Source organism: Bradyrhizobium sp. U531 (genome assembly GCF_051710265.1).
GTDB lineage: Bacteria > Pseudomonadota > Alphaproteobacteria > Rhizobiales > Xanthobacteraceae > Bradyrhizobium.
On sequence record NZ_JASVEN010000001.1, the window covers coordinates 713330 to 739669 of the forward strand.

Genomic DNA, 26340 nt, shown 5'->3' on the forward strand with positions numbered 1-26340 from the left:
GCAAGGTCGCAGATCGATGCGTCAAAACTTCACCGCCAGCAGCACTGCGCCGGCACCGATCATGGCGATGCCGAGCCAGCCTTGGCCGGTCGGACGCTCGCCGAGGAAGGCGAAGGCGAACAGGGCGACCAGCACGACGCTGAGCTTGTCGATCGGCGCCACCAGCGTGGCGGGTCCGAGCTTCAGCGCGCGGAAATAGCACAGCCAGGACGCGCCGGTGGCGAGACCCGACAGCACGAGGAACAGCCAGGTTCGTGACGAGACCTCCGACGGCACTGTGAATTGTCCGGTGAAGAACAGCAGCACCGAAAAGGCGAGCAGCACCACGACGGTGCGGATGAAGGTCGCGAGGTCAGGATTGATGTTCTCGACGCCGACCTTGGCGAAGATCGCAGTCAACGCGGCAAAGCAGGCGGAGAGAAGCGCCCAGGTTTGCCAGGCGGAGAAGAGGGCGGGTTTCATGTCATGCAGGGCCTGTTGAACTACAAAATATCGCCCCATCGTCATTGACGGAGTTCATGGCAGCGTTCCGCCGTCACAAGTCTCACCGCGCCGTCGGCAGCTTTTCCATGATCGCCTTGCGCAGGATGCGCGAGAGCGATTCCACCGAATAGGGCTTCTGGATCAGTTCGAAGCCGCGATGGGCGTTTTCGGCGAGCACGTTGCTGTAGCCGGAGGTGAGCACCACGGGCAGGCCCGGATAGCGCTCGCGGATGATGCCGGCGAGCTCGACGCCGTTCATGCCGGGCATGATGACGTCGGAGAATACGAGGTCGACGGCGAATTCGTTTTCACCGAGGATGGCGAGGGCCGCATTGGCATTGGCGACGCGGCGGACGACGTAGCCGAGATCTTCCAAGAGCTCGGTCGAGAACTGGCCGACATCGTCATTGTCCTCGACCACGAGCACGCGGTAGCCGCGGCCGGTGGTGGCGGACTCGCTGGTCAGCGCCGCGGCCTCCTTCTCGGCGGCGGGGCTCTGGGCCTGCGGCAGGTAGATGGTGAAGGTCGCGCCTTCGCCTTGCGTGCTCGTCACCGCGATGTCGCCTTCGGACTGCTTGGCGAAGCCGAAGGCCTGGCTGAGGCCGAGGCCGGTGCCCTTGCCGACCTCCTTGGTGGTGAAGAACGGCTCGAAGATCGACTCGAGATGGTCCGGCGCGATGCCGCTGCCGGTGTCGGTGACCGAGATCGCGACGAACTCGCCGCCGCGCGCCGATTGCGCGCGCAGGCTGGGAATCCCGGAGACCTTGCGCACGGCGATGGTGAGGCGGCCTTCGCCGTCCATGGCGTCGCGGGCATTGATGGCGAGGTTGATCAGCGCGGTCTCGAACTGGGCGATGTCGGCCACCGTGAAGCAGTCGGCATCGTCGATCTCGACAACGATCTCGATGCGGCCGCCGACCAGCGGGCGGACCAGTTGGGCGACGCCCTCGACCTGGCTGCCGACGTTGAAGATCTGCGGCTTCAGCGGCTGCCGGCGCGCGAATGCCAGCAGCTGGGCGGTCAACTTGGAGGCGCGCTCGACCGTCTCGGAGATGGCGTCAACATAGCGGCGGCGGCGCTCCTCCGGCAGCTCGCGCCGGCGCAGGAAGTCGGTGGCGGAGCGGATGATGGTGAGGAGATTGTTGAAGTCGTGGGCGACGCCGCCGGTGAGCTGGCCGATCGCCTCCATCTTCTGCGACTGGCGCAGCGCTTCCTCGCCGCGGCGGCGCTCGGTGATGTCGACGGCTTCGGGGACGGCGCCGGTGATGTTGCCGTGGCGATCGAGCACGGGGCGCATCCCGAAATCGAAATCGCGCTCGCCGATGGGAAGGCGCAGGCGCATCTCGAGCCGCACGGGCTCGCCCTTGAGAACGGTTTGGAAGGCCTCGCGCACCAGCGCGCTGATGCCGTGGGTGCCGGTGAACCAGGGCGTGTCCCAGAACGGCTTGCCGATCACATCGGCCGCGCTCGCCTTGATGCCGTCGAGCGCGGTCTTGTTGGCGTAGAGCAACTCGCCCTCGAGATTGACCATGCCCTGATATTGGTTGCTGGTGGCCAGGATGGCGCGGAGCCGGGACTCGTTGGACTCGAGCTCGGCGGTGCGTTCGATGATGCGTTCTTCCAAGGTCTCGTTGAGCTTCCGGAGCTCGATCTCGGCCCGTTTGGCGACGGTGATGTCGTGAGCGACGCCGATGAAGCCGATATGCTTGCCGGTCGGATCCCAGCGCGGCTGCGATTCCGAGCGCAGCCAGCGCCAATCGCCGGATGCATCCTTGTAGCGCGCTTCCAGCACGAACGGCTTGAGCGAGGCCTCGCCCTGGACCGATTGCTGCAGCACATGCGGCAGGTCGTCCGGATGCAGCACCTTGCGCCAGTCGAAGGCGATGGCCTGGTCGTAGGGCAGGCCGACGAAGTCGACATAGGCCTGGTTGGCGAAGGACCGCGTGCGGTCGAGCTTGGTCACCCAGATCGGCACCGGCGCGCTGTCGGCGATCAGCCGAAAGCGTTCCTCGCTCTCGCGCAGGGTCTCTCGCGCGAGCATCTGGTCGGTGATGTCGATATGGGCGCCGACGAGGCGGATGGCGCGGCCATCCGCGCCGCGTTCGAACTTGGCGACGACCCGGATCCAGCGGGTCTCGCCGTCATTGGGGCGGATGATGCGGTATTCGGCGGTGTAGTCTTCGCTGCTGCCGGCGAGCGCATCGAAGAAGTTCCTGACGGCGGCCTCGCGGTCGTCGGGATGGATGCGATTGACCCAATCCTCGTGCGATTCCTCGGCGGCGTCCGGCGGCAGGCCGTGCAGCATCAGATATTCGGGCGAGCGGCGGTTCTTGAAACCTTCGCGGAAATCGACCTCGAGCCCGCCGACCTTGCCGATGCGCTGGATGCGCGCCAGCTCGGCCTCGCGCTCCTGCAGCGCGCGATAGGCGTTGTCCCGCTCGCGCGCGACGTCTTCGAGGTGCTGGCGCAGCCTTTCGGCGGCGACGGTCTCGGGCAAGGGATCTTTCGAAAGATCGTTCAAGGCATCGGCCGTTGTGATGCGGGAGCGCACGTGCCGGAGCGATATTCACACAGACTGAGCGTGATGGCCATTGCCTAGAGCCAAGCGCGTGTCGCGAAAATGAGGGGCTTGCGCGGATCGGAAAAAGTACGCCTCGGCAACGTCAGGTCTGGCAATTTGTTCCAGAGACTGGAACGATCGGCCTGCGGAGGCGTCTTCGCGAGGCGCAATGACGAGCTTTCCGTGAAGCTCCCCTTTCCGAAGAGGCTAAACCTTGAAGCTCTTTGTCTGCCAGGCCTGCGGCAACGTCCTCTATTTCGAGAACCGTGCCTGCGAACGCTGTGGCCATAAGGTCGCCTTCCTGCCGGAGAAGGAGACGATGTCGGCGATCGAGCCCGACGGCGCGGCCTGGAAGGTCCTGGCCGGCGCGGACGAAAGCCGGATGCTGTGCCGGAATGCCGAGTACGATGCCTGCAATTGGCTGACGGATTCGGGCGATACCACCGGCTATTGCCGCGCCTGCCGGCACAACGGGACGGTGCCGAATCTGTCCGATCCCGCCCAGCTCGCCGGCTGGCGCGAGCTGGAGGTGGCGAAACACCGTCTGTTCTACTCCCTGATCCGCTGGAAGCTGCCGCTCCACACAAGGCAGGACGACCCCGAGCATGGTCTGATCTTCAATTTCCTCGCCGACGATCCACAGAGCGGCGAGAAGGTGATGACCGGCCACGACAACGGCCTGATCACGATCGCGCTCACCGAGACCAACGACATCGAGCGCGAACGGCGCCGGCTCGAGATGGGCGAGCCCTATCGGACGCTGCTCGGGCATTTCCGCCACGAGGTCGGGCATTATTTCTGGGACGTGCTGGTGCGAGACGGGGGCAAGCTCGATGAGTGCCGCGCGGTATTCGGCGATGATTCCGCCGATTACGGCCAGGCCTTGCAGCGTCACTATGCCGAAGGCCCGCCGCCGGACTGGCAGCAAAACTTCGTCTCGGCCTATGCCACCACGCACCCCTGGGAAGATTTCGCCGAGACCTGGGCGCACTACCTCCACATCGTCGACACCCTGGAGATGGCTTCCGAGTTCGGCATGGAGGTGCGGCCCAAGGTCGACCGCGACGGGGAGTTGACCACGCGCATTCGTTTCAACCCCTACGAGGCCCGGGACGTCGATGCGATCGTCAACGCATGGCTGCCCTTCACCTTCGCCATGAACAGCGTCAACCGCGCCATGGGGATGCGCGACCTCTACCCGTTCATCCTGTCGCCCGCCGTGGTCGGCAAGCTGGGCTTCATCCATGGTCTGGTCCGGGACGTCGCCAAATCCCAGCTCAAGTCGGAGGTCAAGCCCGAGCCCAAATCGGAGCCCAAATCCGAGGCCATGGCGGGGAAGGCGTAGGGCTCGCCAGGGGGGGCCAAGCCGGTTTCGGTCTTGCGCTGGTACGCCAGAGCAGGCCGGATTTAGACCGTTGCCTCCGGCCGATTTTGTTGTACCACGGGAGCCACACGGCCCGTCCCAAAGGCCCCAACGGCCAGGGAAGGGTCCCGCCCAAGGTCGAGACTCAAGAAAAGCATGTTCAAACGCATTCTGATCGCCAATCGCGGCGAAATCGCCTGCCGGGTCATCAAGACCGCTCGCAGGATGGGAATTGAGACGGTTGCGGTCTATTCCGAGGCCGACCGCGATGCCCTCCATGTCGAGATGGCCGACGAGGCCGTGCTGATCGGGCCGCCCGCGGCGGCCGAGAGCTATCTGGTAATCGAGAAGATCGTCGAGGCCTGCCGCAAGACGGGCGCCGAGGCCGTGCACCCCGGCTATGGCTTCCTCTCCGAGCGCGAGGCGTTTCCGCGCGCGCTGGAGGCGGCCGGCATCGTCTTCATCGGCCCGAACCCCGGCGCCATCGCCGCGATGGGCGACAAGATCGAGTCGAAGAAGGCGGCTGCAAAAGCCAAGGTCTCGACCGTGCCGGGCTATCTCGGCGTCATCGAGGACGACAAGCACGCGGTGAAGATCGCCGACGAGATCGGCTATCCCGTCATGATCAAGGCGTCCGCCGGCGGCGGCGGCAAGGGCATGCGCATCGCGCACTCCACCTCCGAAGTTGCCGAAGGCTTCAACCTCGCCAAGGCCGAGGCCAAGGCTTCGTTCGGCGACGACCGCGTCTTCGTCGAGAAGTTCATCGTCGATCCCCGCCACATCGAGATCCAGGTGCTGGGCGACAAGCATGGCAACGTGATCTATCTCGGCGAGCGCGAGTGCTCGATCCAGCGCCGCAACCAGAAGGTCATCGAGGAGGCGCCGTCGCCGCTGCTCGACGAGGCCACCCGCCGCAAGATGGGCGAGCAGGCGGTCGCGCTGGCGAAAGCCGTGAATTACGATTCCGCCGGCACCGTCGAGTTCGTCGCAGGGCAAGACAAGAGCTTCTACTTCCTGGAGATGAACACGCGCCTGCAAGTCGAGCATCCCGTCACCGAGCTCGTCACCGGCGTCGATCTCGTCGAGCAGATGATCCGCGTTGCCGCCGGCGAGAAGCTCACCCTCGCGCAGAAGGACGTGACGCTCACCGGCTGGGCCGTGGAATCGCGCCTTTATGCGGAGGATCCGTTCCGCAACTTCCTGCCCTCGATCGGACGCCTCGTGAAATATCGCCCGCCGGCGGAAGCCAGCAAGGACGGCATCACGGTGCGCAACGACACCGGCGTGCAGGAGGGCGGCGAGATCTCGATCCATTACGATCCGATGATCGCCAAGCTCGTCACGCACGCGCCCTCGCGCGCGGCCGCGATCGAGGCGCAGGCGACCGCGCTGGATTCGTTCTACGTCGACGGCATCCGCCACAACATTCCGTTCCTGTCAGCACTGATGCACCATCCGCGCTGGCGTGAGGGACGGCTCTCGACCGGTTTCATCGCCGAGGAATTCCCCAAGGGCTTTGCTGTGCGCGTGCCCGACGGCGAGGTCGCCCGGCGCATCGCCGCGGTCGGCGCTGCCATCGATCACGTGCTGGGCGAGCGCAAGCGGCAGATTTCCGGCCAGATGGGCGGCCGCGTCGTGCAGCGTGAGCGCCGCCGCGCGGTCTGGCTCGACCGCCAGGAAATCCAGCTCGAGGTCGCCCGCGAGGGCGACGCCATCGCGATCCGCTTCATCGACGCCGAGGGCAAGGCCGGCAATTCGCATCTGCTGGTATCGCCGTGGAAGCCGGGCGAACCGGTCTGGCAGGGCACCATCGACGGCCATCTCGTCGCGGTGCAGACGCGGCCGATCGCCAACGGCATTCGCCTCGCGCATCAGGGCGTCGAGGTGCCGGTCTATGTCTGGACCGAAGCGGAAGCGACGTCGGCACGGCTGATGCCGGTGACGACGGCCGCCGACACCGGCAAGAAGCTGCTCTGCCCGATGCCCGGCCTCGTGGTCTCGATCGCGGTGACCGAAGGGCAGGAGGTCAAGGCCGGCGAGACGCTCGCGGTGGTCGAAGCCATGAAGATGCAGAACGTGCTGCGCGCCGAGCAGGACGGCACCGTGAAGAAGGTTCACGCCAGCGCCGGCGCGACGCTCGCGGTGGACGCGCTGATCCTGGAGTTTGCGTAAGTCAAACCTGTGCGTGGGGCTCTGGTCGGTCCCGCGAACACCGTCATTGCGAGCGCAGCGAAGCAATCCAGACTGCCCCGCGGAAAGATTCTGGATTGCTTCGCTGCGCTCGCAATGACGGAGTATGTGGCGGCAGCGTCGCAACAGTTGAGAGGGCGTCGTCCATGGCCTTTCGTTCCCGCCGCGAGAAGCTTCGCTCCGTCCTGTCGGGCTCGGCCTGCGTCCATCCCGGCTCGGTCTATGACGCGATCTCGATCCGCATCGCCGAGGATCTCGGCTTTCCGCTCGGCATGTTCGGCGGCTCGGTCGCCTCGCTCGCGGTGCTCGGTGATCCCGATGTCGCGCTGATCACGCTCACGGAGCTCTGCGAGCAGATGCGGCGGATGTCGCGCGCCGCCGCGCTTCCCGTGCTGGTCGATGCCGATCACGGCTATGGCAACGCGCTCAATGTCCGCCGCACCGTGCAGGAGCTGGAGACGGCGGGTGCGGCCGGCCTTACCATCGAGGACACGCTGCTGCCGGCTGCGTTCGGCGAAGCGAAGACGCAACTGATCTCGCTGGAGGAGGGCGTCGGCAAGATGAAGGCCGCGCTCGACGGCCGCAGCGATCCCTCGCTGGTCATCATGGGCCGCACCGGGGCTGCTTCGATCACCTCGATCGAGGACGCGGTGCGCCGCGCCAGGGCTTATGAAGCCGTCGGCGTCGATGCGCTGTTCTTCACCGGCATCAAGTCGCGCGCCGAGCTCGAGGCGATCGTTGCCGCGACGCGCCTGCCGATCGTGCTCGGCGGGGCGCCGGAGGAGCTAAGCGCGAACGATTACCTGGCGAGCCAGCGCGTCCGCATCGCGCTGCAGGGCCATGCACCGATCGCAGCCGCCACGCAGGCGGTTTACGAGACGCTGAAGGCGCTGCGCGAAGGTGCGCCGCCGAAAAGCCTCAAGGGGCTCGCATCTTCGGAGCTGACGGCCCGAATCATGCGCGAGGCCGACGTCAAGGCGCGCGGCGCCGACATGCTCGGGCTGAAAAAATGAGTCGGGCGATCCTCCAGGTCATGATCCGCGGGCGCGTGCAGGGCGTCGGCTATCGGGCCTGGGTCGAGTACCAGGCGACCGCGAGCGGCCTCGAGGGGTGGGTCCGCAACCGCCGCGACGGCAGCGTGGAAGCGCTGTTCGCGGGTGCGCCCAAGCACGTCGCCGACATGGTCGCGCTCTGCCGTCACGGTCCGCCGTCCGCGCGCGTCGACAACGTCACGAGCGAGACGGCGAGCGTGGATGAGCTGAATTTGCGGCGGGCAGGGGAAGCGTTTTCGGTATTGCCGACGGTGTAGCTTTGCAGGATATCGTCATGCCAGAGCTTGTCCCGGGCATCCACGTTCTTGTTGCCGTGCTGTTACGCGTGGATGGCCGGGGCGAGCCCGGCCATGACGCCGTGGAATAATTGGAGGTGAGAAATCACCTCGGCAGCTTGGCGATCGCCTCGCTCAGCTCGTGGATTTCGTACGGCTTGCGCAGGATCGGGAAGTCGCCGCGCACGTCGGCGGCGACTTCGCTGTAGCCGGTGGCGAGCAGGATCGGCAGGCCGGGGCGGATCTGGCGGAGATGATGGGCGAGGGTGAGGCCGTCCATCTTGCCGGGCATCACGATGTCCGAGAACACGAAGTCGACGCCGGCGGATTCGATCTCGCGCAAGGCGGCTTCGGCGTCGGCGACGCGGCGCACCTGGTAGCCGAGCTGCTCGAGCAGGCCGATGCTGACCAGGGCGACGTCCGGATTGTCCTCCACCAGCAGCACCGTGCCGCTGCCGTGGAATGCAGGTTCTGACGGCGCCTCGGTGATCGGCACCGCTTCTCCGCGCGGCAGGAGGATCGTGAAGGTCGTGCCCTTGCCGAGATCGCTGGCGACCCGCACCGTGCCGCCGGCCTGATGCGCGAAGCCGTGCACCTGGGACAGGCCGAGGCCCGTGCCCTTGCCGATCGGCTTGGTCGTGAAGAACGGCTCGAAGATCTTGTCGAGAACGTCGGAGGGAATGCCGAACCCGGTATCGGCGACGTCGATCGCGACGAAATCGCCGGCAAGCGGGGGCTCGTCCAGCGCGACGTTGCGCGCGCCGATCGTCACCGTGCCGCCGTCGGGCATCGCGTCACGGGCGTTGATCACGAGGTTGAGCAGCGCGGTCTCGAGCTCGGAGACGTCGGTCCTGATCGGCCAGACGTCGCGGCCGACGTCGAGGATCAGACGTACGGAGCTGCCGACGCCGGCGTCGAGCACCTCGCGGATCGCGGTGATGCGTTCGGCAAAGTCGATCGCCTGCGGATTGACACTCTGTCGCCGCGCGAAGGTGAGGAGCTGGTTGGTCAGCGCCGCGCCGCGCCTGGCGGCGGTCTCGATCGCCGAGATCGCGCGCTGAAGCTTGGCCGGGTCTTCGGCGCCTCGCTTCAGCATGTGCAGGCTGCCGCTGATGATCATCAGGAGGTTGTTGAAGTCGTGCGCGACCCCGCCGGTGAGTTGCCCGAGCGCGTCGAACTTCTGGGACTCGGCGAGCTGCTTGTGCATCGCCTCGAGCTTGACCTGCGCATTGCGGCGTTCGGTGATGTCGCGCGTGATCTTGGCGAATCCGACCAGCTGGCCGTCCTCATAGATCGGGTCGATCACGACGCTCGCCCAGAAGAAGGTGCCGTCCTTGCGGACCCGCCAGCCTTCCTCCTCATATCGGCCCTTTTCCCGGGCGATGCCGAGGGCACGGGCCGGCTTGCCGTTGGCGCGGTCGGTGTCGGTGTAGAACCGGGAAAAATGCTGTCCCAGGATCTCCTGCGGCGAGTAACCCTTGATGCGCTCGCCGCCGATGTTCCAGCTGGTGATGATCCCCGTGGGATCCAGCATGTAGAGCGCGTAGTCCGCGACTCCCTCAACCAACAGGCGGAAACTGCGTTCGCTTTCGAACAAGTCTCTCTGTTGACTGAACTTTTCGACCATTCCGGACCCCGCCTCAACGGGACAAACGCAAAGAGGGCGAATTGGTTCCCGGCGGCTGGGACATTTTTAGGCAGATTTTCCATCTCGTATGCCGGGCGCGCTACCGCTTGACAGCAGGCCATTAGTGTCAGATATTTCTGTCATGACAGAAATGACCGGAAAGAAGAAACTCCCAGCCGCCGTCGAGCGCTTCATCCTGCATTGGGGCGACATGGGGGACGAGTGGGGCGTCAATCGCTCGGTCAGCCAGATCCACGGACTGCTCTATCTCGCCGAAGCGCCGATGACGGCGGAGGACATCGCCGAGGTGCTCGGCATGGCGCGCTCCAACGTCTCCAATTCGCTCAAGGAGCTGCTCGCCTGGAACCTGATCCGGCGCGTCCCGATCCTGGGCGACCGCCGCGACCATTACGAGGCCGAGACCGACATCTGGGAGGTAGCCGCCAGGATCGCGGCCCGGCGCAAGGAGCGGGAGCTCGATCCGGCGATCACGGCGCTGCGGGCCTGCGTGTCCGACGCCGCCGGTGATCCCACCATCAATCCGGTCGCGAGCAAGCGGCTGAAGGAGATGCTCGCCTTCACCGAGCTCGCCGACCACTGGTTCATGCAGATGCTGAAAGTGCCGCGGCCGCGGCTGGTTGCCTTGATGCGGCTTGGCGAGAAGATCGTGAGCCTGCTGCCGCTGGGCAAGGTCAAATAGTGTCGAGGAGGGTGCGATGACGTCGGCTCGATTATCAGGCTCCAGCGCATCGACATCCGCTCACGTCAAACTGCTCGACGACCGCCGCTTCCGAGCCTTGCTGTCGGACGAGGATTGGGGCCGCCTGCCGCTCGCGACCTGGCGGCGCTTCTCCAAGCGCGTCGCCGACGGCGACAGCGTGGTCTATGTCGGCGTGGTCGACGAGATCTTCTTCAGCGAGATCGGCTGGTGGTTCGCGCAAGCCGTCCGCATGATCGGCGGGCCGCTGCCGACCGGCCGCGACATCGGCGTGCCCATGATCGTCAGCGTGACCGAGGACGCGGCGAGCGGCGGCCAGACCTGGACCCGCATCTGCGCGCGCAAGCGCGGCTTTCCGCAAGTGATCCATTCCGCCAAACGCTTCGCCGGCCCGACCGGGCTCGAGGAATATGTCGGCTTCGGCATTTCCATGGCGCTGCGCATCGCGGTCGAGGGCGAGGCGCTGACCTTCCGCAGTGCCGGCTATGGGCTCCAGCTCGGACGTCTCTGGGTCCCGCTGCCGCATTGGCTGACGCCGGGCGATCTCACCGTGACGCATGGCGACCTTGGCGCGGGCGCCTTCCGCTTCACCCTCGATGTCATTCATCCGCGTTACGGCGCGCTGCTCCACCAGTCTGCCGTGTTCAGGGAGGCCGTATCATGACCCCGCTGTTGTGGACGCTCATCGCCATCCAGATCGTGATGGGCGTGTTCGACACCTTCTATCACCATGAATTCACCGAGCGCCTGGCCTGGCGTCCGTCGCAGCGCTTCGAGCTGAAGCTGCACGGCATCCGCAACATGCTCTATGCGCTCTTGTTCCTGGTGCTCGGCTGGCTCGAGGTCTATGGACTGCTGGCGCTGCTGATCGTCGCGGTGCTGGTCGCCGAGATCGTCATCACCCTGATGGATTTCGTCGAGGAGGATCTGAGCCGGAAACTGCCGCCGAGCGAGCGCATCAACCACACGCTGCTCGCGATCAATTACGGTGCCATTCTCGTGCTGCTGCTGCCGGTGCTGATCGACTGGGCGATGCAGCCATTCGGCGTGACGGTCGTCTATCAGGGCCTGCTCAGCATCGCCGCAACCGCTTGCGCGGTTGGCGCGGCGCTGTGCGGCGTCAGGGATTTTGCCGCGATGCGCCGGCTCGGTCGCATGCGAAGCGTGCCGGCGGCCGGGCTCGTCGAAAAGCTGCCGGGCCGCAAGACCGTGCTGATCACGGGTGCCACCGGCTTCATCGGCAGCCGCCTTGCGGCAAGCCTCAGCGGAGCAGGGCACAACGTCATCGCGCTGATCCGCAATCCCGCCAAGGCCGAGATGCTGCCGCCGCCGGTCACGCTGATCACGGGCCTCGATCAGCTCGCCGCGAACACCCCGATTGACGCCATCGTCAATCTCGCGGGCGAGCCGATCGGCAACGGCCTTTGGACCGAGGCGAAGCGCGCGAAGATCATCGGCTCGCGCGTCGACATGACCGGCGAGGTGGTCAAGCTGATCGCGCGGCTCGACCGCAAGCCCGAGGTGCTGGTCAGCAACTCCGCGATCGGCTGGTACGGGTTGTGGGCCGACCAAGTGCTGACGGAATCGGCGAAGTCGCATGCCTGCTTCAGCCACGAGCTCTGCGCAGCCTGGGAGACGGCGGCGCGGCCGGCGGAGGAGCTTGGTGTCCGCGTGGTCAATTTGCGCATCGGCCTCGTGCTGGGCACCGAGGGCGGCTTCATCACGCGCCTACTGACGCCGTTCGAATTCGGCCTCGGCGGTCCCATCGGCACCGGCCGGCAGTGGATGTCCTGGATCGAGCGCGACGATCTCATTCGCCTGATCGCCTATGTGATGGCGACGCCTGATCTCATAGGGCCGGTCAACGCTACCGCGCCGATCCCCGTCACCAACGCAAAGTTTACCGAGGAGCTGGGCCGCCGCCTGCACCGGCCGGCAGTGTTCCGCATTCCCGGAGGCCTGTTGCGCCGGATCGGCGGCGGGTTTGCCGACGAGCTGCTGCTCGGCGGTCAGCGCGTGCTGCCCAACAAGGCGCTGAGCCGCGGCTTTGTGTTCCGGCACGAGACGCTGCGCAGCGCGTTCGAGGCGATTTTGTGAGACCTCACTTGGCGGCGACACTTCTGAACGTCGCCGCCACCGCACGCAGCGCCGCGAGCTTGGCGGGATCGCTGACCTTCGAATGCAGCATCACCTTCGAGCTGCCGAGCTTCGGCAGCTTGTGCGTCGGCCCGACGTCGACCAGTCCGGGCGGCGCGATCCGCCGCGCGAGCGGCGCGATCGCAAGCCCTGCGAGCGCGGCAGCGACAACCGCCGTGACGCCGCCGCCGACAAAGCGCTCGCGCCAGGAGATGTCGGCCTTGTCCAGCGCGCGCACGGCGACGGCGCGGACGCCGCAGGGCGGGGCGAGGGTCGCAAGCGGCAGCGCTTCGCCCTTCGGCAGCGTGAAGCGGCGCGATGCGAACCAGCAAAATTCGTCCTCGGCCAGCTTCTCGCCGCCGCGGCGGCTGCCTTCCTGACGGACGATCACGGCATCCAGATCGCCGGCATCATAGGCGTCCTGCATCTCGCGCGAGAAGCCGATGGTGACGGCGAGGGTGAGATTCGCCGACATCGCGTGCAGCCGTTCGAGCAAAGGCACCAGTTCGGGGCCTGCGGCGTGATCGGAAATGCCGAGCGAGAGCGACTGCGCGGTCGCCGTTTCGCCCGACAGCGCGCGATCATGCGCTGCCATCAGCGCGCGGGCGCGTTCGAGGAAGCTGGCGCCGTCGCTGGTGAGTCGGACCGCGCGCGGCGAGCGCTCGACGAGACGTTTTCCGAGGAGCGTCTCCAGCCGTTGCAGCTTGAGGCTGACCGCCGCCTGCGTGGTGCCGAGCGCCTCGGCCGCGCGCGTAAAGCTCTGGAGGTCGGCGACCAGAAGGAAGGCCTGGACGGTCGCGATGTCGAGGGTGGCTTTCATTATGGATCATTATCACTGGTATCAATATAGATAAGATACCAAAATGAGCAGGGAAGGTCTAGCTTCTCACCAACGCCGCGCAAACAGCGCGACATCCTGAGGAGAACCACCATGCCCCTGATCACCGTGTCCTACACCACCTCCCGCCAGTCACCGTCGCTGAAGGCCGACATCGCGCATGCCGTGTCCGAGCTGACCGCAAAGATTCTGCACAAGGATCCCAAGGTGACCGCCATCATCGTCAAGTCCGTCGATGCCGATGACTGGTTCGCCGGCGGCAAGTCGCTCGCCGAGCAGAAGCTCGCCAGCTACTGGATCGACATCCACGTCAGCGAAGGCACCAACACCAAGGACGAGAAGGCGGCCTATCTCGCCGCGATGTTCAAGCGCATGGCCGAGATTTTGGGCCCGCTGCATCCCGAGACCTATCTCCATGTCGACGAGGTCAAGAGTGATGCCTACGGTTTTGGCGGCCTCACGCAGGAGCGCCGCTACATCGCCGGCAAGCTCGAGGTGTCGCTGAAGGCGGCTTGAAGCTGCAAGCCGCGGGCGAGCCAGCTCGCCCGCGGCCAGGTCGTCAGCTCGCCGCGCGGAACTGCACTTCGGAATTGTTGATGAAGCAGGTCTTGTCGAACAGCTTCAGGTCCAGCGGGTTCGGCAACCTGATATCGCTGAGATCGGGGCAGGGCTTGAGGGCGGGATCATAGGATCGATCGATCTGCGAGATGAAGACGACGATCAGCCCCTTGTCGCGCGCGAACGATTTCAGCGCGCGTACCTGAACGGAGAGATCGGGGTTTTCGCGCCTCTGGTCCAGCAGTTGCAGATAGTCGATCACCACGAGCGTGCCGTGGGGCGCTGTGGCCATCTGCTTGACGACGTAATCGGCGCTGATGGCGTCGGAGCAATCGACCTCGAAGATTTCATCGAATTGCGCCGGCTCCACGCCGATGGCGCGCAAGCGATCCAGAACGTCTTTCTGGGTATATTCCAGCGAGAAGAACGCCGCGCGACGGCCCGACCGCATGGCTTCCACCGCAAGCTCGAGGCTCATCAGCGTCTTGCCCTGGCCGGGGCGTGCGCCGACCAGCACGAGATCGCCCGGCTGGAATTGCGGGAACAGCCTGCTGGCGGGCGTCAACGCGGCAGCTTTCGCTGCGAGCATGCTCCAGGCGGAAAACCCTTCCGTCGTGGCGATGCGGTCAAGCGCGTCGTGCAGGGGAATGCCCGCTTCGCGGGACAGGCGCTTCGCTTGTCGTTTCAGATGATAGATGGGCGCAGAGAGTCTCATCGTCCAAACCTCCCGTTGCGAGCTGAAACGCAATCCCTCCTTATGCCCAGCGCTCGAACAGTCGGTCCGATGGTTAGTCGCCCGGCATGAGGTGTGCTTTCCCGGCGGAGGGGGGAGGCGTGGGCGACGCCGGGATGGAGACTAGCCGATTCCGTATCGGTGGAGAACGCTGACGGCGCGTCTCCAACAACCATGTGTCAGGCGGCCGCTTCCGGCACCAGGGCTTTGGTTGGCCCGAACAGCTCTTCGAATGCCTGCCGAAGCGCGACGTCGACATCGGTCATGGTCACGAGCTGGCCGAGATCGACCAGCGAGGTGACGCCGTAGCGGGGATCGACGACGCCGCACGGCACGATGCCGGCGAAATGCGACAGCTCCGGCTCGACATTGATCGCGATGCCGTGGAACGAGACCCAGCGCTTCAGCCGCACGCCGATCGCCGCGATCTTGTCCTCGAAGCCTTCGCCCTTGTCGGGCCGCTTGACCCAGACGCCGACCCGGTCCTCGCGCCGCTCGCCGCGGACGTTGAAGGCGGCGAGCGTCTTCAGGATCAGCTCCTCCAGGCTTGCGACATAGGCCCGGACGTCCGGCCGGCGTCGCTTCAGGTCGAGCATGACGTAGGCTACGCGCTGGCCGGGCCCGTGATAGGTGAGCTGGCCGCCGCGCCCCGTGGCGAAGATCGGGAAGCGGGGATCGCGCAGGTCGTCTTCCTTGCCCGACGTGCCCGAGGTGTAGAGCGGGGGGTGTTCGAGCAGCCAGACCAGCTCGGGGGCCTCGCCCGCCGAGATCGCCGCGACCCGGGCCTCCATGGCAGCCACCGCCTCCGGATAAGGCACCGGCGAGTCCGAGATTCGCCACTCGACCGGCGCGCCGTGTCGGGCGGAAAACGACGTCAAATCGAGCTGATGACGGGGGTTTTGAGGCGAATTAACCATTGGCTAACCATAACGTGGTGATCATCTCCGGAGCAAATGCCAAGTACCCTTGGTTCAAGTCCCAAGTTGCGGCGGTCCTGACAGTGCCCACCCTCGATAAAGTCACCGTGGATCTCATGGTCGTCCTCGGGACGACCACCATGCCGATCCATCAAGTATTACGTCTTTCCCGCGGCGCCATCATCGAGCTCGACGCAACCGAGGCCGACGAGGTCAAGGTGCTCGCCAACAACCTGCCGGTTGCCTCCGGCGTCGTGCTGGTCGACCGCAACCGGATCGCGGTCGAGGTCAAGCAGATGCTGCCGCGCTCGCCGGGGACGCGGTAAGCGCCCAGGTACGCGGTAGGCATCTCTGGCACCGGGCTGGGTCGATTCGGGCGAGGGGCCCGAACTTTCGTGCAAAGCTTGTGGAATTCAGGGCCTTTGCAGGCTTGTACCCCTCTGATGGATTTGTTAGATCGGCGCCGTTGATCCGGTCGGCCTTCAAGCCTCAAGCCGGCATCCCCAAAAGCGCTCGTGGCGGAATTGGTAGACGCGCTGCCTTGAGGTGGCAGTGAGTAAAATCGTGGGGGTTCGAGTCCCTCCGAGCGCACCAAAATCTCCCTTTACCATTGAAATAGCTGGCCTTTTCATCGGGTCCCATCGGGCTTGCCCATGTGCCGCACGGCAGTCGTCCGCGGCGGTCTCAGGCGCCCGCCCGGAGGTCTGGCATCGTGAACCCTGACCAAGCGGGCTCGAGGCAGCCTCGTTTCCACTGACGTCATGTCGGCCCTCGATTCGCCTGTAAGGCTGCTGTCGGCGAAAGAGCTAGGGCGATCCACGCCGCGAAGGCTGCACGCGCCGGGAACGGGTTAGATGTCGGCGCGTACCGATGCGCTGATGTCGTGGGCAGAAACCGGAAAAATGCGCGCCACGTCCATCGTCCCCGTTGCGTCCGGTTGTCACCCGGCGGTGCGGATCGTCAACCCCGCTTCGCGGCTTTGGTTCGGCCTCGCGTGTCACGCGGCGCAAAACCGCGCGGCGTTAACTTATTGAAATGCTGGAACCGTCGGTTGCGACGGAAGCTGCGAGCATCGTGGACGATGCCGTCCGCTCGAACCGCTGTGAAAGTCCAGATGACCGCCAAACGTAGCCGCAGGAAACAGACCCAGTCGCTTCAGGAGCGGCTGGCCGCCTTCGCCGAAAACGCCCGCGAGCGTGCGAGCAGCCTGCCGCCCGGCAGGGAGCGCGAGATGCTGCTGCAGCGTGCCAAGCAGAACGAAGTGACGTCGAACCTGACGGACTGGCTGAGCGTGCCGGTTGTTCCGAAACGAGGACCGTCAACGGCAGAATAGATTTCAGTACGCTGGTCAGGTGATCGCGGGATCGGTTGCGGGCGGGTCTCAGGTTGCCGCCTCAGCCATATTCCTCGCCGATGCCGTATTCCCGGTAGATCTCCAGCGGATCGAGATCGGGAAACAGCCGGCATTTGGCCTGGGCGAGGTGCAGGCTCACCGCCGCCGGCTCCTTGCCGCTCGAGAGCATCTTGCGGATGTCGTCCATATGCGCGTTCGGCTGATGCCTGGGTTCGAGCTGCTCCAGCGCGACCAGGGCGGTCGCCAGCGCTTCGGTCAGAACCCATTCGTCGTGGCCGGTGATTCCCTTCTTCGGCATCGGCAGACCCCGGATGTGGCGGCAGGACGATAGTCTATCGTGACTTCCGCCAAATCGCCATTGAGCCGTGGCGGGCGGAAGTGTCCTTGCATTATGTCGGCGCGTGGCTAAAAGGCGGCAAGTTGCGGGGCCGTGGTATCCTTATTGAAATAATGTTGGCGTAGACGGACGCCCGAAGAGATCCGGCCCGGCAGTTCCGGTCCCTGATCGCCTGATCCCGCATGTGGCAACACGATCCCGGTTGCGCCCGCTCAAGGCTCCAGACAGCATGGTTTTTCTCAGCTTCGTCTACCGCTTCATCACCAATTTCGTGTTCATGGCGGTGGTCTATTTCAGCCTGAACTTCCTGGAGAAATATCCGAACCGGGCGATCCTTGCGATCCTGGTGCTGGTCTATGCCGCGATGCGCGCGGTCTCCACGCTGCGTGCCTTCTACTTCTTCCAGAAGATCGAGAAGCTCGAAGGCGAGACGCGGCGTCTTCAGGGCCCGATCAATGACGGCTCCGGAGGAACGAATGCGCGGAAGCAGGTCGTTGCCGACGTCGCCCGGCTGCGGCGCGACGGCGAGCTCAAATCCTATATGGACCTGTTCTTCCTCGCGCTGATCGTGCTGCTCTGCGTCGCCGCCATCCTGCGGCAGTGACGGCCCGCGACCCGAGCGCGCTTTAAGCGCGCTTCTTCACGCTGGTCGCAACGCGGGTCGGGTGGGGGGCCGCGCCCTTGGGCGTAGCACTCTTCGCCTGCGCCGTATGCTTGGGGGCACCAGGCGCCGCATGAGCGGTCCGGTGAGCATGTGCTTTGCCGGCCTTGCCCTTTGCGACCTTGTCCTTGGCCGCGCGAGGCGTTTGAGCCGCCATCGCCAGCCGTGTCGCGGCGCGCCGCGACAATGTCGTCGACAGCAACACCTCGATCGAGCCTTCCGGGATCGCAAACAGCGCGGGGCCGGGCACGGGCAGGGTGGATGCGAGATCCATCTGGCCCCTGGTCCGGCGCGGCAGCAGCGATTGATGCGAAGCTTCCGCATTGAGGTCGGCGAGCGAGGGCGCCGGGAGCGTCTTGGTCTCGGTGAACACGAAGTGCGGGACTGCCGGCCAGCGCGCGATCGGCACGGTCTCGGTCGGCGGATGCAGCAGCCATTCCACCGGCGTGGTCGGCGTCGCCGGCCGGTCGGGGGTCGCCGGCACCACATGCACGATGCGATAACCCTTAGCCTTGAGGTCGCGGATGATCTTCGGCAGCGCCGCCACCGTCCGCGCCTGGATGTCGTGCAGCAGCAAGATACCCTTGCCCTTGGCTTCCAGCCGCTGCATCGCGAGCTGGTAGACGCGGTCTGACGACACGTGGCGCCAGTCGTCGGCCGGGAAGTCGGCGCTCCAGACCTGGATGCCGCGCGAGGTCAGATAGTTCTCGACGGCTTCGGCGCGCATCAGGCCGGGAATGCGGAAGAAGGGCGCGAGCTTGGTCGGATCGGTCATGGCCGCCGAGGTCCACTCGATGCCGCCGTTGATCTGGGGCTCGAATTTCTCGACCGGCATCCGGTCGAAGGTCAGCGGATGGTTCATGCTGTGCGTGCCGACGGTGTGGCCCGCGGCAATCAGCTTGCGCACGCCTTCAGGGTTCGCCTTGGCCTGCTCGCCGATGATGAAGAAGGTCGCCTTGATGCACTCGTCGTCGAGCATCTTGAGGACCTGATACGAATATTTCGGCAACGGACCATCGTCGAAGGTGAGGACGACCTCATGGTCTTTCAGCGGCAGCGTCTCGCGATACTGCATCGTGCCGATCAGCGGATGCTCGCGCGGATCGACCACGAGGGTGCGGGAGGTGCCGAGCGCGTCGGGATGGCCCGGGCAGTCGGCCGCAAGCGCCGCGGGCGATCCGATGGACGAGACTCCAAGGAACCCACCGAGGCAAAGGACGATCCACGATCGCGTCCGCGAAACAACGCTACTTCCGATCATGAACCCCGTCTGCCCTCATACGCGATTGCCGCCATAGTAGGTCGGAGACGCCAGGAAACGGTTCAGGCGCAATCAGCCTTTCCCGTCGCCAGGTCCCCATCCATTTGCAGGGCGTAGCATGAACAGAGTGTTAATAGGACCCAAATCACCCCATTTTGCGCTGGCGTGACATTCCGGCATCAGCGCGCATCGGCGTTCTTCTGCACGCCCGCCGGTACGATGTGGACCACGCGAAAACCGTTCTCCCTCAGATACCTCAGGAAGGCCGGCATGATCGCGGCGGTGCGCGCCTTGGGGTCGTGGAACAGGATGATGCCCTTGCCGCTGGCTGCGAGGCGCTCGGTGACGAGCTTCAATTCCTGCTCCGGCGTCATCTCGTTCCAGTCGCTGGCCCAGAGGTCGGCCCCGAACACGACGATGCCGCGCGACTGCAGCAGGTCGAGCTCGGCCTGGGTGGCCTCGAAATAAGGGAAGCGGAAGAACGGCGTCGAGGGCGTCGTCGTCGCCGTGCCATGCAGCGCCGTCTCGACGGCCGCGATGCCGCGGTCGATCTCGCCCTTCGCCTTCTCGAACGGGATCCGCGCCATGAACGGATGCGAGAAGGTGTGGTGGGCGATGGTGTGGCCTTCGCGGGCGATGCGCTTGACCATATCGGGATGCTGGGAGGCGTGCAGGCCGATCAGGAAGAAGGTCGCGCGCACGCATTCCTGCGCCAGCGCCGCCAGCACCTTCGACGTCGTCGGCGGGTTCGGTCCGTCGTCGAAGGTCAGCACGACCTCGCGATCGGCGAGCGCCAGCGTCTGCGGGAAGCTCTTCAGGCCGACGCGCGGCGTGGTCTTCGCATCGACGCTCAGGATGCGCGAAGTGCCGAGCGCATCCTTGCGCGGGCATTCGGCAGCCTCGGTTGAGGCGATGCCGATGAGGCCCGCGAGCACAGCGCCCAGCGAGATCGAGGTCCATTTCAACCGAAGCATCTTTGTCATTGCGCTCGGAGTTGCCTTGTGGGTATTGCCTGAACCATCGGCTTCAGGCGCCGCTCATTCCAACCTGTCAAACGGCGAGGCACACCATGGATGAACATATGGACGGTGCCCAGCTTGCTGCGGATTCGGTACTCGACCACGTGCCGATGCGCAATGAAGACGGCGAAATTCGTCACGAATTCGTCGAGGAAATCGCGCATGCGATCGAGGCCGGCGACAGCGCGTCCCTGCGTGCCTGCGTCGCCGAGCTGCACGAGGCCGACCTCGGCGATCTCATCGGCGCGCTCGCGCCCGACGACCGCGTCCGCCTGGTCGAGCTGACCGGGGCCGATTTCGACTTCTCCGCGCTGAACGAGGTCGACGAGACCGTCCGCGAGGAGATCCTGGAGGAACTGCTGCCGGAGACGGTCGCGGAGGGTGTCCGCGAGCTGGAATCCGACGACGCGGTCGAGCTGCTCGAGACCCTCGACGAGGCCGAGCAGGAGGAGATCCTCGAGAAGCTGCCGCTGAAGGAGCGCGTCGCGCTGGAGCGCAGCCTGCTGTATCCGGAGAATTCCGCCGGACGCCGCATGCAGACCGAGTTCATCGCGGTGCCCCAGGATTTCACCGTGGGGCAGGCGATCGACTACATGCGAGAGACGCCGGATCTGCCCGACCGCTTCTACGAGATCTACGTCGTCGACAAGGACCAGCACTGGCAGGGCGCGGTTCCCCTCGACGTGCTGCTCCGCGCGCGCCGTCCGGTTGCGCTGACCGAGCTGACCGACGAGGATCGCCGCCGCGTCTCCGTCCTGGAGGACCAGGAGGAGGTGGCGCGCATGTTCGGCAAGTACAATCTCGTCGCGGCCCCCGTGCTCGACACCCAGGACCGCCTCGTCGGCGTCATCACCGTCGACGACGTCGTCGACGTCATCGAGGAAGAGGCGGACGAGGACCTCAAGGCGCTCGGCGGCGTCACCAGCGACGAAGAGCTGTCGGACACCTTCCTGACGATTGCGCGTGGCCGCTTCAACTGGCTGCTCGTGAACCTCGCCACAGCCTTCCTCGCGTCCTCCGTGCTCGGCCTGTTCGAGGGCCAGCTCGAGAAGATGGTCGCGCTCGCCGTGCTGGCGCCGATCGTGGCGAGCCAGGGCGGCAATGCCGCGACCCAGACCATGACGGTGGCGGTGCGGGCGCTGGCGACGCGCGAGCTCGGCTCCTCAAATGCCTGGCGCGTGGTGATGCGCGAATTGCTGGTCGGCATGATCAACGGTCTCGCCTTCGCGGTGATCACCGGCATCGCGGCGGTGGCCTGGTTCAGGATTCCAGGCCTTGGCATCGTCATCGGTCTCGCCATGATCTGCAATCTCATCGCCGGCGCGCTCGGCGGGATCCTGATCCCGATGGCACTGGAGCGCGTCAGGGCCGATCCGGCGGTGGCGTCAGGGACGTTCGTGACGACGGTGACCGACGTGGTCGGGTTCTTCTCCTTCCTCGGCATTGCGACCTTGTGGTTCGGGCTGAGGTAGGGGGGCGAGGCCAAGCTCCCTCCACGTCATTGCGAGCGCAGCGAAGCAATCCAGAAATCCTTCCGCGGTGGCAGTCCTGGATTGCTTCGTCGCAAGAGCTCCGCGCAATGACGGGGTAGGCAGCGGGCGCACCCTCACTCTCGTGTCCCGGGCGCGCTGCAACGCCCTTCGCGTTGCTGCGCAGAACCGGGACCCAGCAGGCGGCATGCTCCGGCGAGATGCGCCCGGCTCAGCAGCGCATCGCACCGGACGATGCTTCGCATCGCCGGGCGTGATGCGCAGCGTCCGGGGCACGAGACTATCTTTAATCCCACCTTAAGCGACCTGCCGCATCATCGCCCGCGCTTGGGGGAATGGGCATGCGTGTGCGATTAAAGGCGGACGGACGGATCGTCGAAGTGCGGGACGGGCAGGAGTTTCCGGTCCAGCCGTCTGCGATCGAGACCACGGCCACTGCCGCGCCTGGCGAGACCTCGTCGCTCGCGGTGCGCGATCTGCGCCGCCGCGCCTGCCTGACCCAGATGGAGTTCGCCGCCAAGCTCGGCGTTCCCGTCGAGACCATCCGCAACTGGGAGCAGGGCAAGCGGGCTCCGCGGGGGCCGGCACGCGCGCTGCTCGCGGTGATCGCGCATGCGCCCGATACCGTCTTCCAGGCGCTCGCCAAGGCCTGATACCCGAGCCTGATACCAAGGCCTGACCTCGAGGCCTGAACCTACCGTTGGCATTGCGCCAATTATCCCGGCCGAACGGACGCTGCCTCCGTTGGCAGCGTCATGGACCGGGTCCATAATGACGGCCTGATGACGTCAGGGGCTGCCGTAACGGAAGAGGACTCCTCATGCTGTTCGTCGAGGCCAATGGCGCAAGAATTCCGGCGATCGGGCTCGGGACCTGGGAGCTGAGCGGAAGACCTGCCGCGCGGGTGGTCGAGCAGGCGCTGCGGCTCGGCTACCGCCACATCGACACCGCGCAGGTCTACGAGAACGAGCGCGAGGTCGGCGACGGTATGCGCTCCTCGGGCGTGCGCCGCGACGACGTCTTCCTCACCACCAAGGTCTGGACCAACCATTTCGCGCCCCATGATCTGGAGCGCTCGGTCAAGGAGAGCCTGGCGCGCTTGCGGCTTCCCTCCGTCGATCTGTTGCTGCTGCACTGGCCCAATCCGCATGTGCCGCTGGCGGAGACGCTGGGCGCGCTGTCGCATGCGAAGACGATGGGGCTGACCCGCCACATCGGCGTTTCCAATTTCACCGTGGCGCTGCTCGAGCAGGCGGTGGCGCTGTCGCCGGAGCCGCTCGTCTGCAACCAGGTCGAGTATCACCCTTATCTCGACCAGGCGAAGGTGAGGGCAGCCTGCGACCAGCATGGCCTTGCCCTCGTCGCCTACAGCCCGATCGCCAAGGGGCGCATCAAGACCGATCAGACGCTGGCCGAGATAGGGCGCGCCCACCACAAATCGCCGGCCCAAATCTGTCTGCGCTGGCTGGTGCAGCAGAATGTCGCTGCGATCCCGCGCACCTCACGCATCGAGCGCCTGTCTGAAAACATCGAGATCTTCGATTTCGAGCTGTCAGCCGACGAGATGAGCCAGATCGCCGCGCTTGCCAATCCGAAGGGTCGCCTGACCGATTTCGGCTTCGCCCCGAAATGGGATTGAGGGGAGACCGCGGTATGCTAACAGCAGGGCGGCAATCCAAGATCGGGCGATGGAACTGCGGACTTTCATACGGACGGACATTGCAGCCTCAGTGCTCGCGCATCTGACGCTGGTCGCGCTGATCGTCGTGATCAGCGAAGTCCATCCGTTTCGCACCCAGCAGCCGGAGACGGTGACGGTCGACATCGTCACGCCGGAGCAGGTGAAGCAGGAAGAGGAGAAGGCGGAGGAGGCCAAGGAAAAGCCCAAGGAGAAACCGCCGGAACCCGACTTCAAGCTGCCGAAGCTCGATATCACCGACAAGGCCGACCCGGCGGCGAAGCCCGCGGACAAGTCGCAGACCTCGCCGCAATCGTCACAGCCGCCTGCGCAGCAGAAGCAATCCCCGCAGGCGCCGAAGCCGCGCGAGGCCAACGCGCAGCCGCAGCAGCCCCCGCCGCAACAACAGCCGCCGGAGCAACCCCAACCTCAGCCGACGCAGCCAACGTCGCCTCAGGCGATGCCCCAGCCACCGCAGTCTCAGCCACCGCAGCCGCAGGCACAGCAACCGCCACCACAGGCACAGCAACCGCCGCCACAGGTCGCGCCGCCGCCGGCCTATCCGGCTCCGCAACCTGATGTCACCGTCAAATACGGCGTCATGCTCGGCCTGCCGCCTGAACTGCCGGCGCCGCTGCCGAAGGACGCCCCCAAGGACGATGGCGGCGATGCCAAGGATTCGATCGGAGCCAAGCTGCCGCCCGAAATCGTCGCCGAGCTGCGCCGCCATTTGCGGGCTTGCGCGAAATTGCCGGCCGGACTGAGCCCTACCGACAACGTTCACATCAAGCTGCGCACGGTGTTCGCGACCGACGGCACGCTGGCGCGTGAGCCGATCCTCATCGAGGCCCCGCCGTCGGCGAAGGGCGTGGCGCTCATGAAGTCCGCGATGAGCGCGATCCAGAACTGCCAGCCCTACAAGATGCTGCCGCCCAATCTGTACGAGGAATGGAAGGTGCTGGACCTGCCGTTCAGCCCGCGGGATCTGGGCGGGTAGTTCGTAGCCCGGATGAGCAGCCGCGAGGTTGCGAAGGTCTGTCTGCAAGCGGGATGGTGCCGGAAGAGCGATGCCGTCGCGCCATACTCCGTCATTGCGAGCGCAGCGAAGCAATCCAGAATCCCTCCGCGGAAAGATTCTGGATTGCTTCGCTGCGCTCGCAATGACGTGGAGAGGGCGTGCCCTACACTCCGCTCTCGTGCCCGGGACGCAGCGCAGCGTCCCTTCGACGGTGCGCTGCAGAGCGGGGGCCCATCTCTCCGCATTGTACCTTGTCGCCCTGGGTCCCGGCTCTGTGCAGCAGCGTTTCACGCTGCAGCGCGTCCGGGACACGCACCTCAATGACCGCGCCTGATCCCCTCGTCACCTTCCACCACCTCCGGCGCCATCGCGCTCCAGGCACTCGACGCGAACTGCCGTCGCCAGGTCACGATCACCACGGCCGCGGTGGTCACGAACAGCACCCAGGGACTGACGAACCAGCCGAGATAGCCGAGCGCGAAGAAGAAGGCGCGCTGGCCGCGGTTGAAATGGCGGCCGGCGGATTCGAACAGGCGCGAGGTGCGGATGACATGGGCTTCCGCCTCCGGCGTGTCGCGCCGGTCGGCGGGCGGCATGCCGCCGAACAGGATCGCGACATAGTTGAACAGCCGATAGGCCCAGGCGAATTTGAAGAACGCATAGACGCAGATCAGCACGAGGCCGACGCATTTCAGCTCCCACATCGCGGGCGAGGTGGAGAGGTCGATCGGCAGCTTGCTCAGGATCGTGATGGCGTCGTTGGTAGCGTGCAGCAGCGCCAGCGCGCCGCCGAGCGCGATCAGGCTGGTGGAGGCGAAGAAGGCCGTGCCGTTCTGCAGCGACGTCATGATCTGCATGTCCACCATGCGCGCATCGCGGTCGAGCAGCCGGCGCACCCAGACCTCGCGATAGCGGTTCATGCGCGCCGACAGGCTGTCGCGGCCGTAGGCCGACCGCTCCAGCGTCAGGGCATAGACCAGCCATTCGACGATGAAGAAGCCGACCGCGGTGATGTCGACCCAATGCCTGCTCATGTCTGTCTCCTCGGAAGCCGCCACGATTGCCACGCGTGGCAGGATGCGGCAACGATTGATTGGCGGCAGGCGATGGCGTTAAAAGCGGCTCGCTCGAGGGCGTCTCGGAAGGACTGGTAACATGGCTGCGCTGAAACTCGCGATCGGCAACAAGAACTACTCGTCATGGTCGATGCGGCCCTGGCTCGCGCTTCGCGCCAACGACATCCCGTTCGTGGAGACGCTGATCCCGCTCTACACCGACAACCCCGCGGACAAGGAGCAGATCCTGTCCTTCAGCCGCGCCGGCAAGGTGCCGGTGCTGGTCGACGGCGATGTCACGGTGTGGGATTCGCTCGCCATCATCGAATACATCGCCGACCGCTATCCGGAAGTGAAGCTGTGGCCCGACGATGTCGCCGCGCGCGCACATGCCCGCTCGGTGTGCGCCGAGATGCATTCCGGCTTCGTGGCGCTGCGCAACGAATGCGGCATGAACCTGCATCGGCCCGTGCGCGCAATCGCGCTGTCGGCGGATGCCAAGGCTAATGTCGCGCGCATCGAGGAGATCTGGCGCGGGTGCCGCACGCGTTACGGCGCGCAGGGGCCGTTCCTGTTCGGCCGCTTCGGCGCGGCGGACGCGATGTACGCGCCGGTCGTGCACCGCTTCCGCACCTACGCGATCGACGTCGCTGCGGACACCAAGGTCTATATGGAGACGATGATGGCGCTGCCCGCGTTCCAGGAATGGACCCGCGACGGGCTGGCCGAAACGCTCCTCATCGCCAAGTTCGAGGACGCCTGATCGCCTGGTCGGAACGAGGCCGCTTGCATTGTGCCGGCCGGCGGCCTCGCAACCGGGGCCATGGACCCGCCCCAGGCTGCGACCGGGCCTGCGACATGCTGCCCAAAAATGCGGCGCCCGACGGTATCATCGGCCGCCGGTTCCATCTCTATCGTTATGAAAAGACTGCAGGATTTGCGCGTTTGCCATGTTGGCATGGCGCTGGCCAAAATGGCCGGTCGCGTGCTATACAGCACGCGGGTTTCCGGCCGGCC

Annotated in this window: 27 protein-coding genes and 1 tRNA gene; 18 read left to right on the forward strand and 10 right to left on the reverse strand. The window is 65.7% G+C overall.

Annotated elements, in window-relative coordinates:
* Positions 1-21 precede the first annotated feature (21 nt).
* Both QRQ56_RS03600 and QRQ56_RS03605 read right to left on the reverse strand, forming a co-directional pair.
* Positions 22-462 carry an EamA family transporter gene (locus tag QRQ56_RS03600; protein ID WP_438737657.1) on the reverse strand — a complete coding sequence of 147 codons (441 nt, stop codon included), beginning with the start codon at positions 460-462 and terminating at the stop codon, positions 22-24.
* Between the two features lie 82 nt (positions 463-544).
* Positions 545-3034 (reverse strand): PAS domain S-box protein, encoded by a 2490-nt coding sequence (locus tag QRQ56_RS03605; protein WP_438737658.1) that lies wholly within the window; start codon positions 3032-3034, stop codon positions 545-547.
* Between the two features lie 223 nt (positions 3035-3257).
* Here QRQ56_RS03605 and QRQ56_RS03610 point away from each other — a divergent pair, with 223 nt between their 5' ends.
* From QRQ56_RS03610 to QRQ56_RS03625, 4 genes are all read left to right on the forward strand, one after another.
* Positions 3258-4388: a zinc-binding metallopeptidase family protein gene (locus QRQ56_RS03610; RefSeq protein WP_438737659.1), complete on the forward strand. Its 1131-nt coding sequence runs from the start codon at positions 3258-3260 to the stop codon at positions 4386-4388.
* Between the two features lie 174 nt (positions 4389-4562).
* Positions 4563-6578, forward strand: a complete 2016-nt coding sequence (locus tag QRQ56_RS03615) for an acetyl-CoA carboxylase biotin carboxylase subunit (RefSeq protein WP_438737661.1) — start codon at positions 4563-4565, stop codon at positions 6576-6578.
* A 164-nt stretch (positions 6579-6742) separates the two neighbouring features.
* On the forward strand, positions 6743-7609 hold the full coding sequence (locus tag QRQ56_RS03620) for an isocitrate lyase/PEP mutase family protein (protein ID WP_438737662.1): 867 nt from the start codon (positions 6743-6745) through the stop codon (positions 7607-7609).
* A complete protein-coding gene (locus QRQ56_RS03625; protein ID WP_438737663.1) occupies positions 7606-7905 on the forward strand; it encodes an acylphosphatase in 300 nt (99 codons plus the stop codon). The genes QRQ56_RS03620 and QRQ56_RS03625 overlap by 4 nt, the downstream gene beginning before the upstream one ends.
* Before the next feature lie 124 nt (positions 7906-8029).
* Here the strand turns inward: QRQ56_RS03625 and QRQ56_RS03630 are convergent, their stop codons facing one another.
* A complete protein-coding gene (locus QRQ56_RS03630; protein WP_438737664.1) occupies positions 8030-9550 on the reverse strand; it encodes an ATP-binding protein in 1521 nt (506 codons plus the stop codon).
* A gap of 142 nt (positions 9551-9692) precedes the next feature.
* On the opposite strand from QRQ56_RS03630, the gene QRQ56_RS03635 reads away from it, so the two are divergent.
* Genes QRQ56_RS03635 through QRQ56_RS03645 form a run of 3 tightly spaced genes read left to right on the forward strand, consistent with a single transcriptional unit; the run spans position 9693 to position 12365 of the window.
* Positions 9693-10250, forward strand: coding sequence for a GbsR/MarR family transcriptional regulator (locus QRQ56_RS03635; protein ID WP_438737665.1), 558 nt, complete (start codon positions 9693-9695; stop codon positions 10248-10250).
* Positions 10251-10266: 16 nt separating this feature from the next.
* A complete protein-coding gene (locus QRQ56_RS03640; protein WP_438737666.1) occupies positions 10267-10932 on the forward strand; it encodes a DUF4166 domain-containing protein in 666 nt (221 codons plus the stop codon).
* Positions 10929-12365: a TIGR01777 family oxidoreductase gene (locus QRQ56_RS03645; RefSeq protein ID WP_438737667.1), complete on the forward strand. Its 1437-nt coding sequence runs from the start codon at positions 10929-10931 to the stop codon at positions 12363-12365. The genes QRQ56_RS03640 and QRQ56_RS03645 overlap by 4 nt, the downstream gene beginning before the upstream one ends.
* Positions 12366-12369: 4 nt before the next feature.
* Here the strand turns inward: QRQ56_RS03645 and QRQ56_RS03650 are convergent, their stop codons facing one another.
* Positions 12370-13224 carry a LysR family transcriptional regulator gene (locus QRQ56_RS03650; RefSeq protein WP_438737668.1) on the reverse strand — a complete coding sequence of 285 codons (855 nt, stop codon included), beginning with the start codon at positions 13222-13224 and terminating at the stop codon, positions 12370-12372.
* Positions 13225-13335: 111 nt separating this feature from the next.
* Between QRQ56_RS03650 and QRQ56_RS03655 the strand changes: the two genes are divergently transcribed.
* Complete coding sequence (locus QRQ56_RS03655) at positions 13336-13758, forward strand: tautomerase family protein (protein WP_438737669.1); 423 nt, start codon at positions 13336-13338, stop codon at positions 13756-13758.
* A gap of 43 nt (positions 13759-13801) precedes the next feature.
* Here the strand turns inward: QRQ56_RS03655 and QRQ56_RS03660 are convergent, their stop codons facing one another.
* Both QRQ56_RS03660 and lipB read right to left on the reverse strand, forming a co-directional pair.
* Positions 13802-14515, reverse strand: a complete 714-nt coding sequence (locus QRQ56_RS03660) for a DNA helicase (RefSeq protein WP_438737670.1) — start codon at positions 14513-14515, stop codon at positions 13802-13804.
* Positions 14516-14712: 197 nt separating this feature from the next.
* Entirely contained in the window at positions 14713-15450 is a 738-nt protein-coding gene (gene lipB, locus QRQ56_RS03665; RefSeq protein WP_438737671.1) for a lipoyl(octanoyl) transferase LipB, read from the reverse strand.
* A gap of 83 nt (positions 15451-15533) precedes the next feature.
* Between lipB and QRQ56_RS03670 the strand changes: the two genes are divergently transcribed.
* The 4 genes from QRQ56_RS03670 to QRQ56_RS03685 all read left to right on the forward strand — a co-directional run bounded on the left by QRQ56_RS03670 (position 15534) and on the right by QRQ56_RS03685 (position 16783).
* Positions 15534-15776: a FliM/FliN family flagellar motor switch protein gene (locus tag QRQ56_RS03670; RefSeq protein WP_018647371.1), complete on the forward strand. Its 243-nt coding sequence runs from the start codon at positions 15534-15536 to the stop codon at positions 15774-15776.
* A 183-nt stretch (positions 15777-15959) separates the two neighbouring features.
* Positions 15960-16044: transfer RNA gene (locus QRQ56_RS03675), tRNA-Leu, on the forward strand.
* 260 nt (positions 16045-16304) lie between these two features.
* Complete coding sequence (locus QRQ56_RS03680; RefSeq protein ID WP_438737672.1) at positions 16305-16484, forward strand: hypothetical protein; 180 nt, start codon at positions 16305-16307, stop codon at positions 16482-16484.
* Between the two features lie 80 nt (positions 16485-16564).
* The gene (locus tag QRQ56_RS03685) at positions 16565-16783 is read left to right on the forward strand and encodes a hypothetical protein (protein WP_438737673.1); all 219 of its coding nucleotides are present in this window, start codon (positions 16565-16567) and stop codon (positions 16781-16783) included.
* A 61-nt stretch (positions 16784-16844) separates the two neighbouring features.
* Here QRQ56_RS03685 and QRQ56_RS03690 read toward each other — a convergent pair whose 3' ends face one another.
* Positions 16845-17102, reverse strand: a complete 258-nt coding sequence (locus QRQ56_RS03690) for a hypothetical protein (RefSeq protein WP_438737674.1) — start codon at positions 17100-17102, stop codon at positions 16845-16847.
* Between the two features lie 268 nt (positions 17103-17370).
* On the opposite strand from QRQ56_RS03690, the gene QRQ56_RS03695 reads away from it, so the two are divergent.
* Positions 17371-17745 (forward strand): hypothetical protein, encoded by a 375-nt coding sequence (locus QRQ56_RS03695; protein ID WP_438737675.1) that lies wholly within the window; start codon positions 17371-17373, stop codon positions 17743-17745.
* A gap of 22 nt (positions 17746-17767) precedes the next feature.
* Here QRQ56_RS03695 and QRQ56_RS03700 read toward each other — a convergent pair whose 3' ends face one another.
* Positions 17768-19063 carry a polysaccharide deacetylase family protein gene (locus QRQ56_RS03700; RefSeq protein ID WP_438737676.1) on the reverse strand — a complete coding sequence of 432 codons (1296 nt, stop codon included), beginning with the start codon at positions 19061-19063 and terminating at the stop codon, positions 17768-17770.
* Positions 19064-19242: 179 nt separating this feature from the next.
* The gene (locus tag QRQ56_RS03705) at positions 19243-20046 is read right to left on the reverse strand and encodes a polysaccharide deacetylase family protein (RefSeq protein WP_438737677.1); all 804 of its coding nucleotides are present in this window, start codon (positions 20044-20046) and stop codon (positions 19243-19245) included.
* Positions 20047-20132: 86 nt separating this feature from the next.
* On the opposite strand from QRQ56_RS03705, the gene mgtE reads away from it, so the two are divergent.
* The 4 genes from mgtE to QRQ56_RS03725 all read left to right on the forward strand — a co-directional run bounded on the left by mgtE (position 20133) and on the right by QRQ56_RS03725 (position 24247).
* Complete coding sequence (mgtE, locus tag QRQ56_RS03710) at positions 20133-21554, forward strand: magnesium transporter (RefSeq protein WP_438737678.1); 1422 nt, start codon at positions 20133-20135, stop codon at positions 21552-21554.
* 353 nt (positions 21555-21907) lie between these two features.
* The gene (locus QRQ56_RS03715; RefSeq protein ID WP_438737679.1) at positions 21908-22225 is read left to right on the forward strand and encodes a helix-turn-helix domain-containing protein; all 318 of its coding nucleotides are present in this window, start codon (positions 21908-21910) and stop codon (positions 22223-22225) included.
* A gap of 167 nt (positions 22226-22392) precedes the next feature.
* Complete coding sequence (locus tag QRQ56_RS03720; protein WP_438737680.1) at positions 22393-23211, forward strand: aldo/keto reductase; 819 nt, start codon at positions 22393-22395, stop codon at positions 23209-23211.
* A gap of 49 nt (positions 23212-23260) precedes the next feature.
* Positions 23261-24247, forward strand: coding sequence for a hypothetical protein (locus tag QRQ56_RS03725; RefSeq protein WP_438737681.1), 987 nt, complete (start codon positions 23261-23263; stop codon positions 24245-24247).
* Between the two features lie 338 nt (positions 24248-24585).
* Here QRQ56_RS03725 and QRQ56_RS03730 read toward each other — a convergent pair whose 3' ends face one another.
* Positions 24586-25302 (reverse strand): DUF599 domain-containing protein, encoded by a 717-nt coding sequence (locus QRQ56_RS03730; RefSeq protein ID WP_438737682.1) that lies wholly within the window; start codon positions 25300-25302, stop codon positions 24586-24588.
* Between the two features lie 121 nt (positions 25303-25423).
* On the opposite strand from QRQ56_RS03730, the gene QRQ56_RS03735 reads away from it, so the two are divergent.
* Complete coding sequence (locus QRQ56_RS03735; RefSeq protein WP_438737683.1) at positions 25424-26086, forward strand: glutathione S-transferase family protein; 663 nt, start codon at positions 25424-25426, stop codon at positions 26084-26086.
* Positions 26087-26340: the final 254 nt, after the last annotated feature.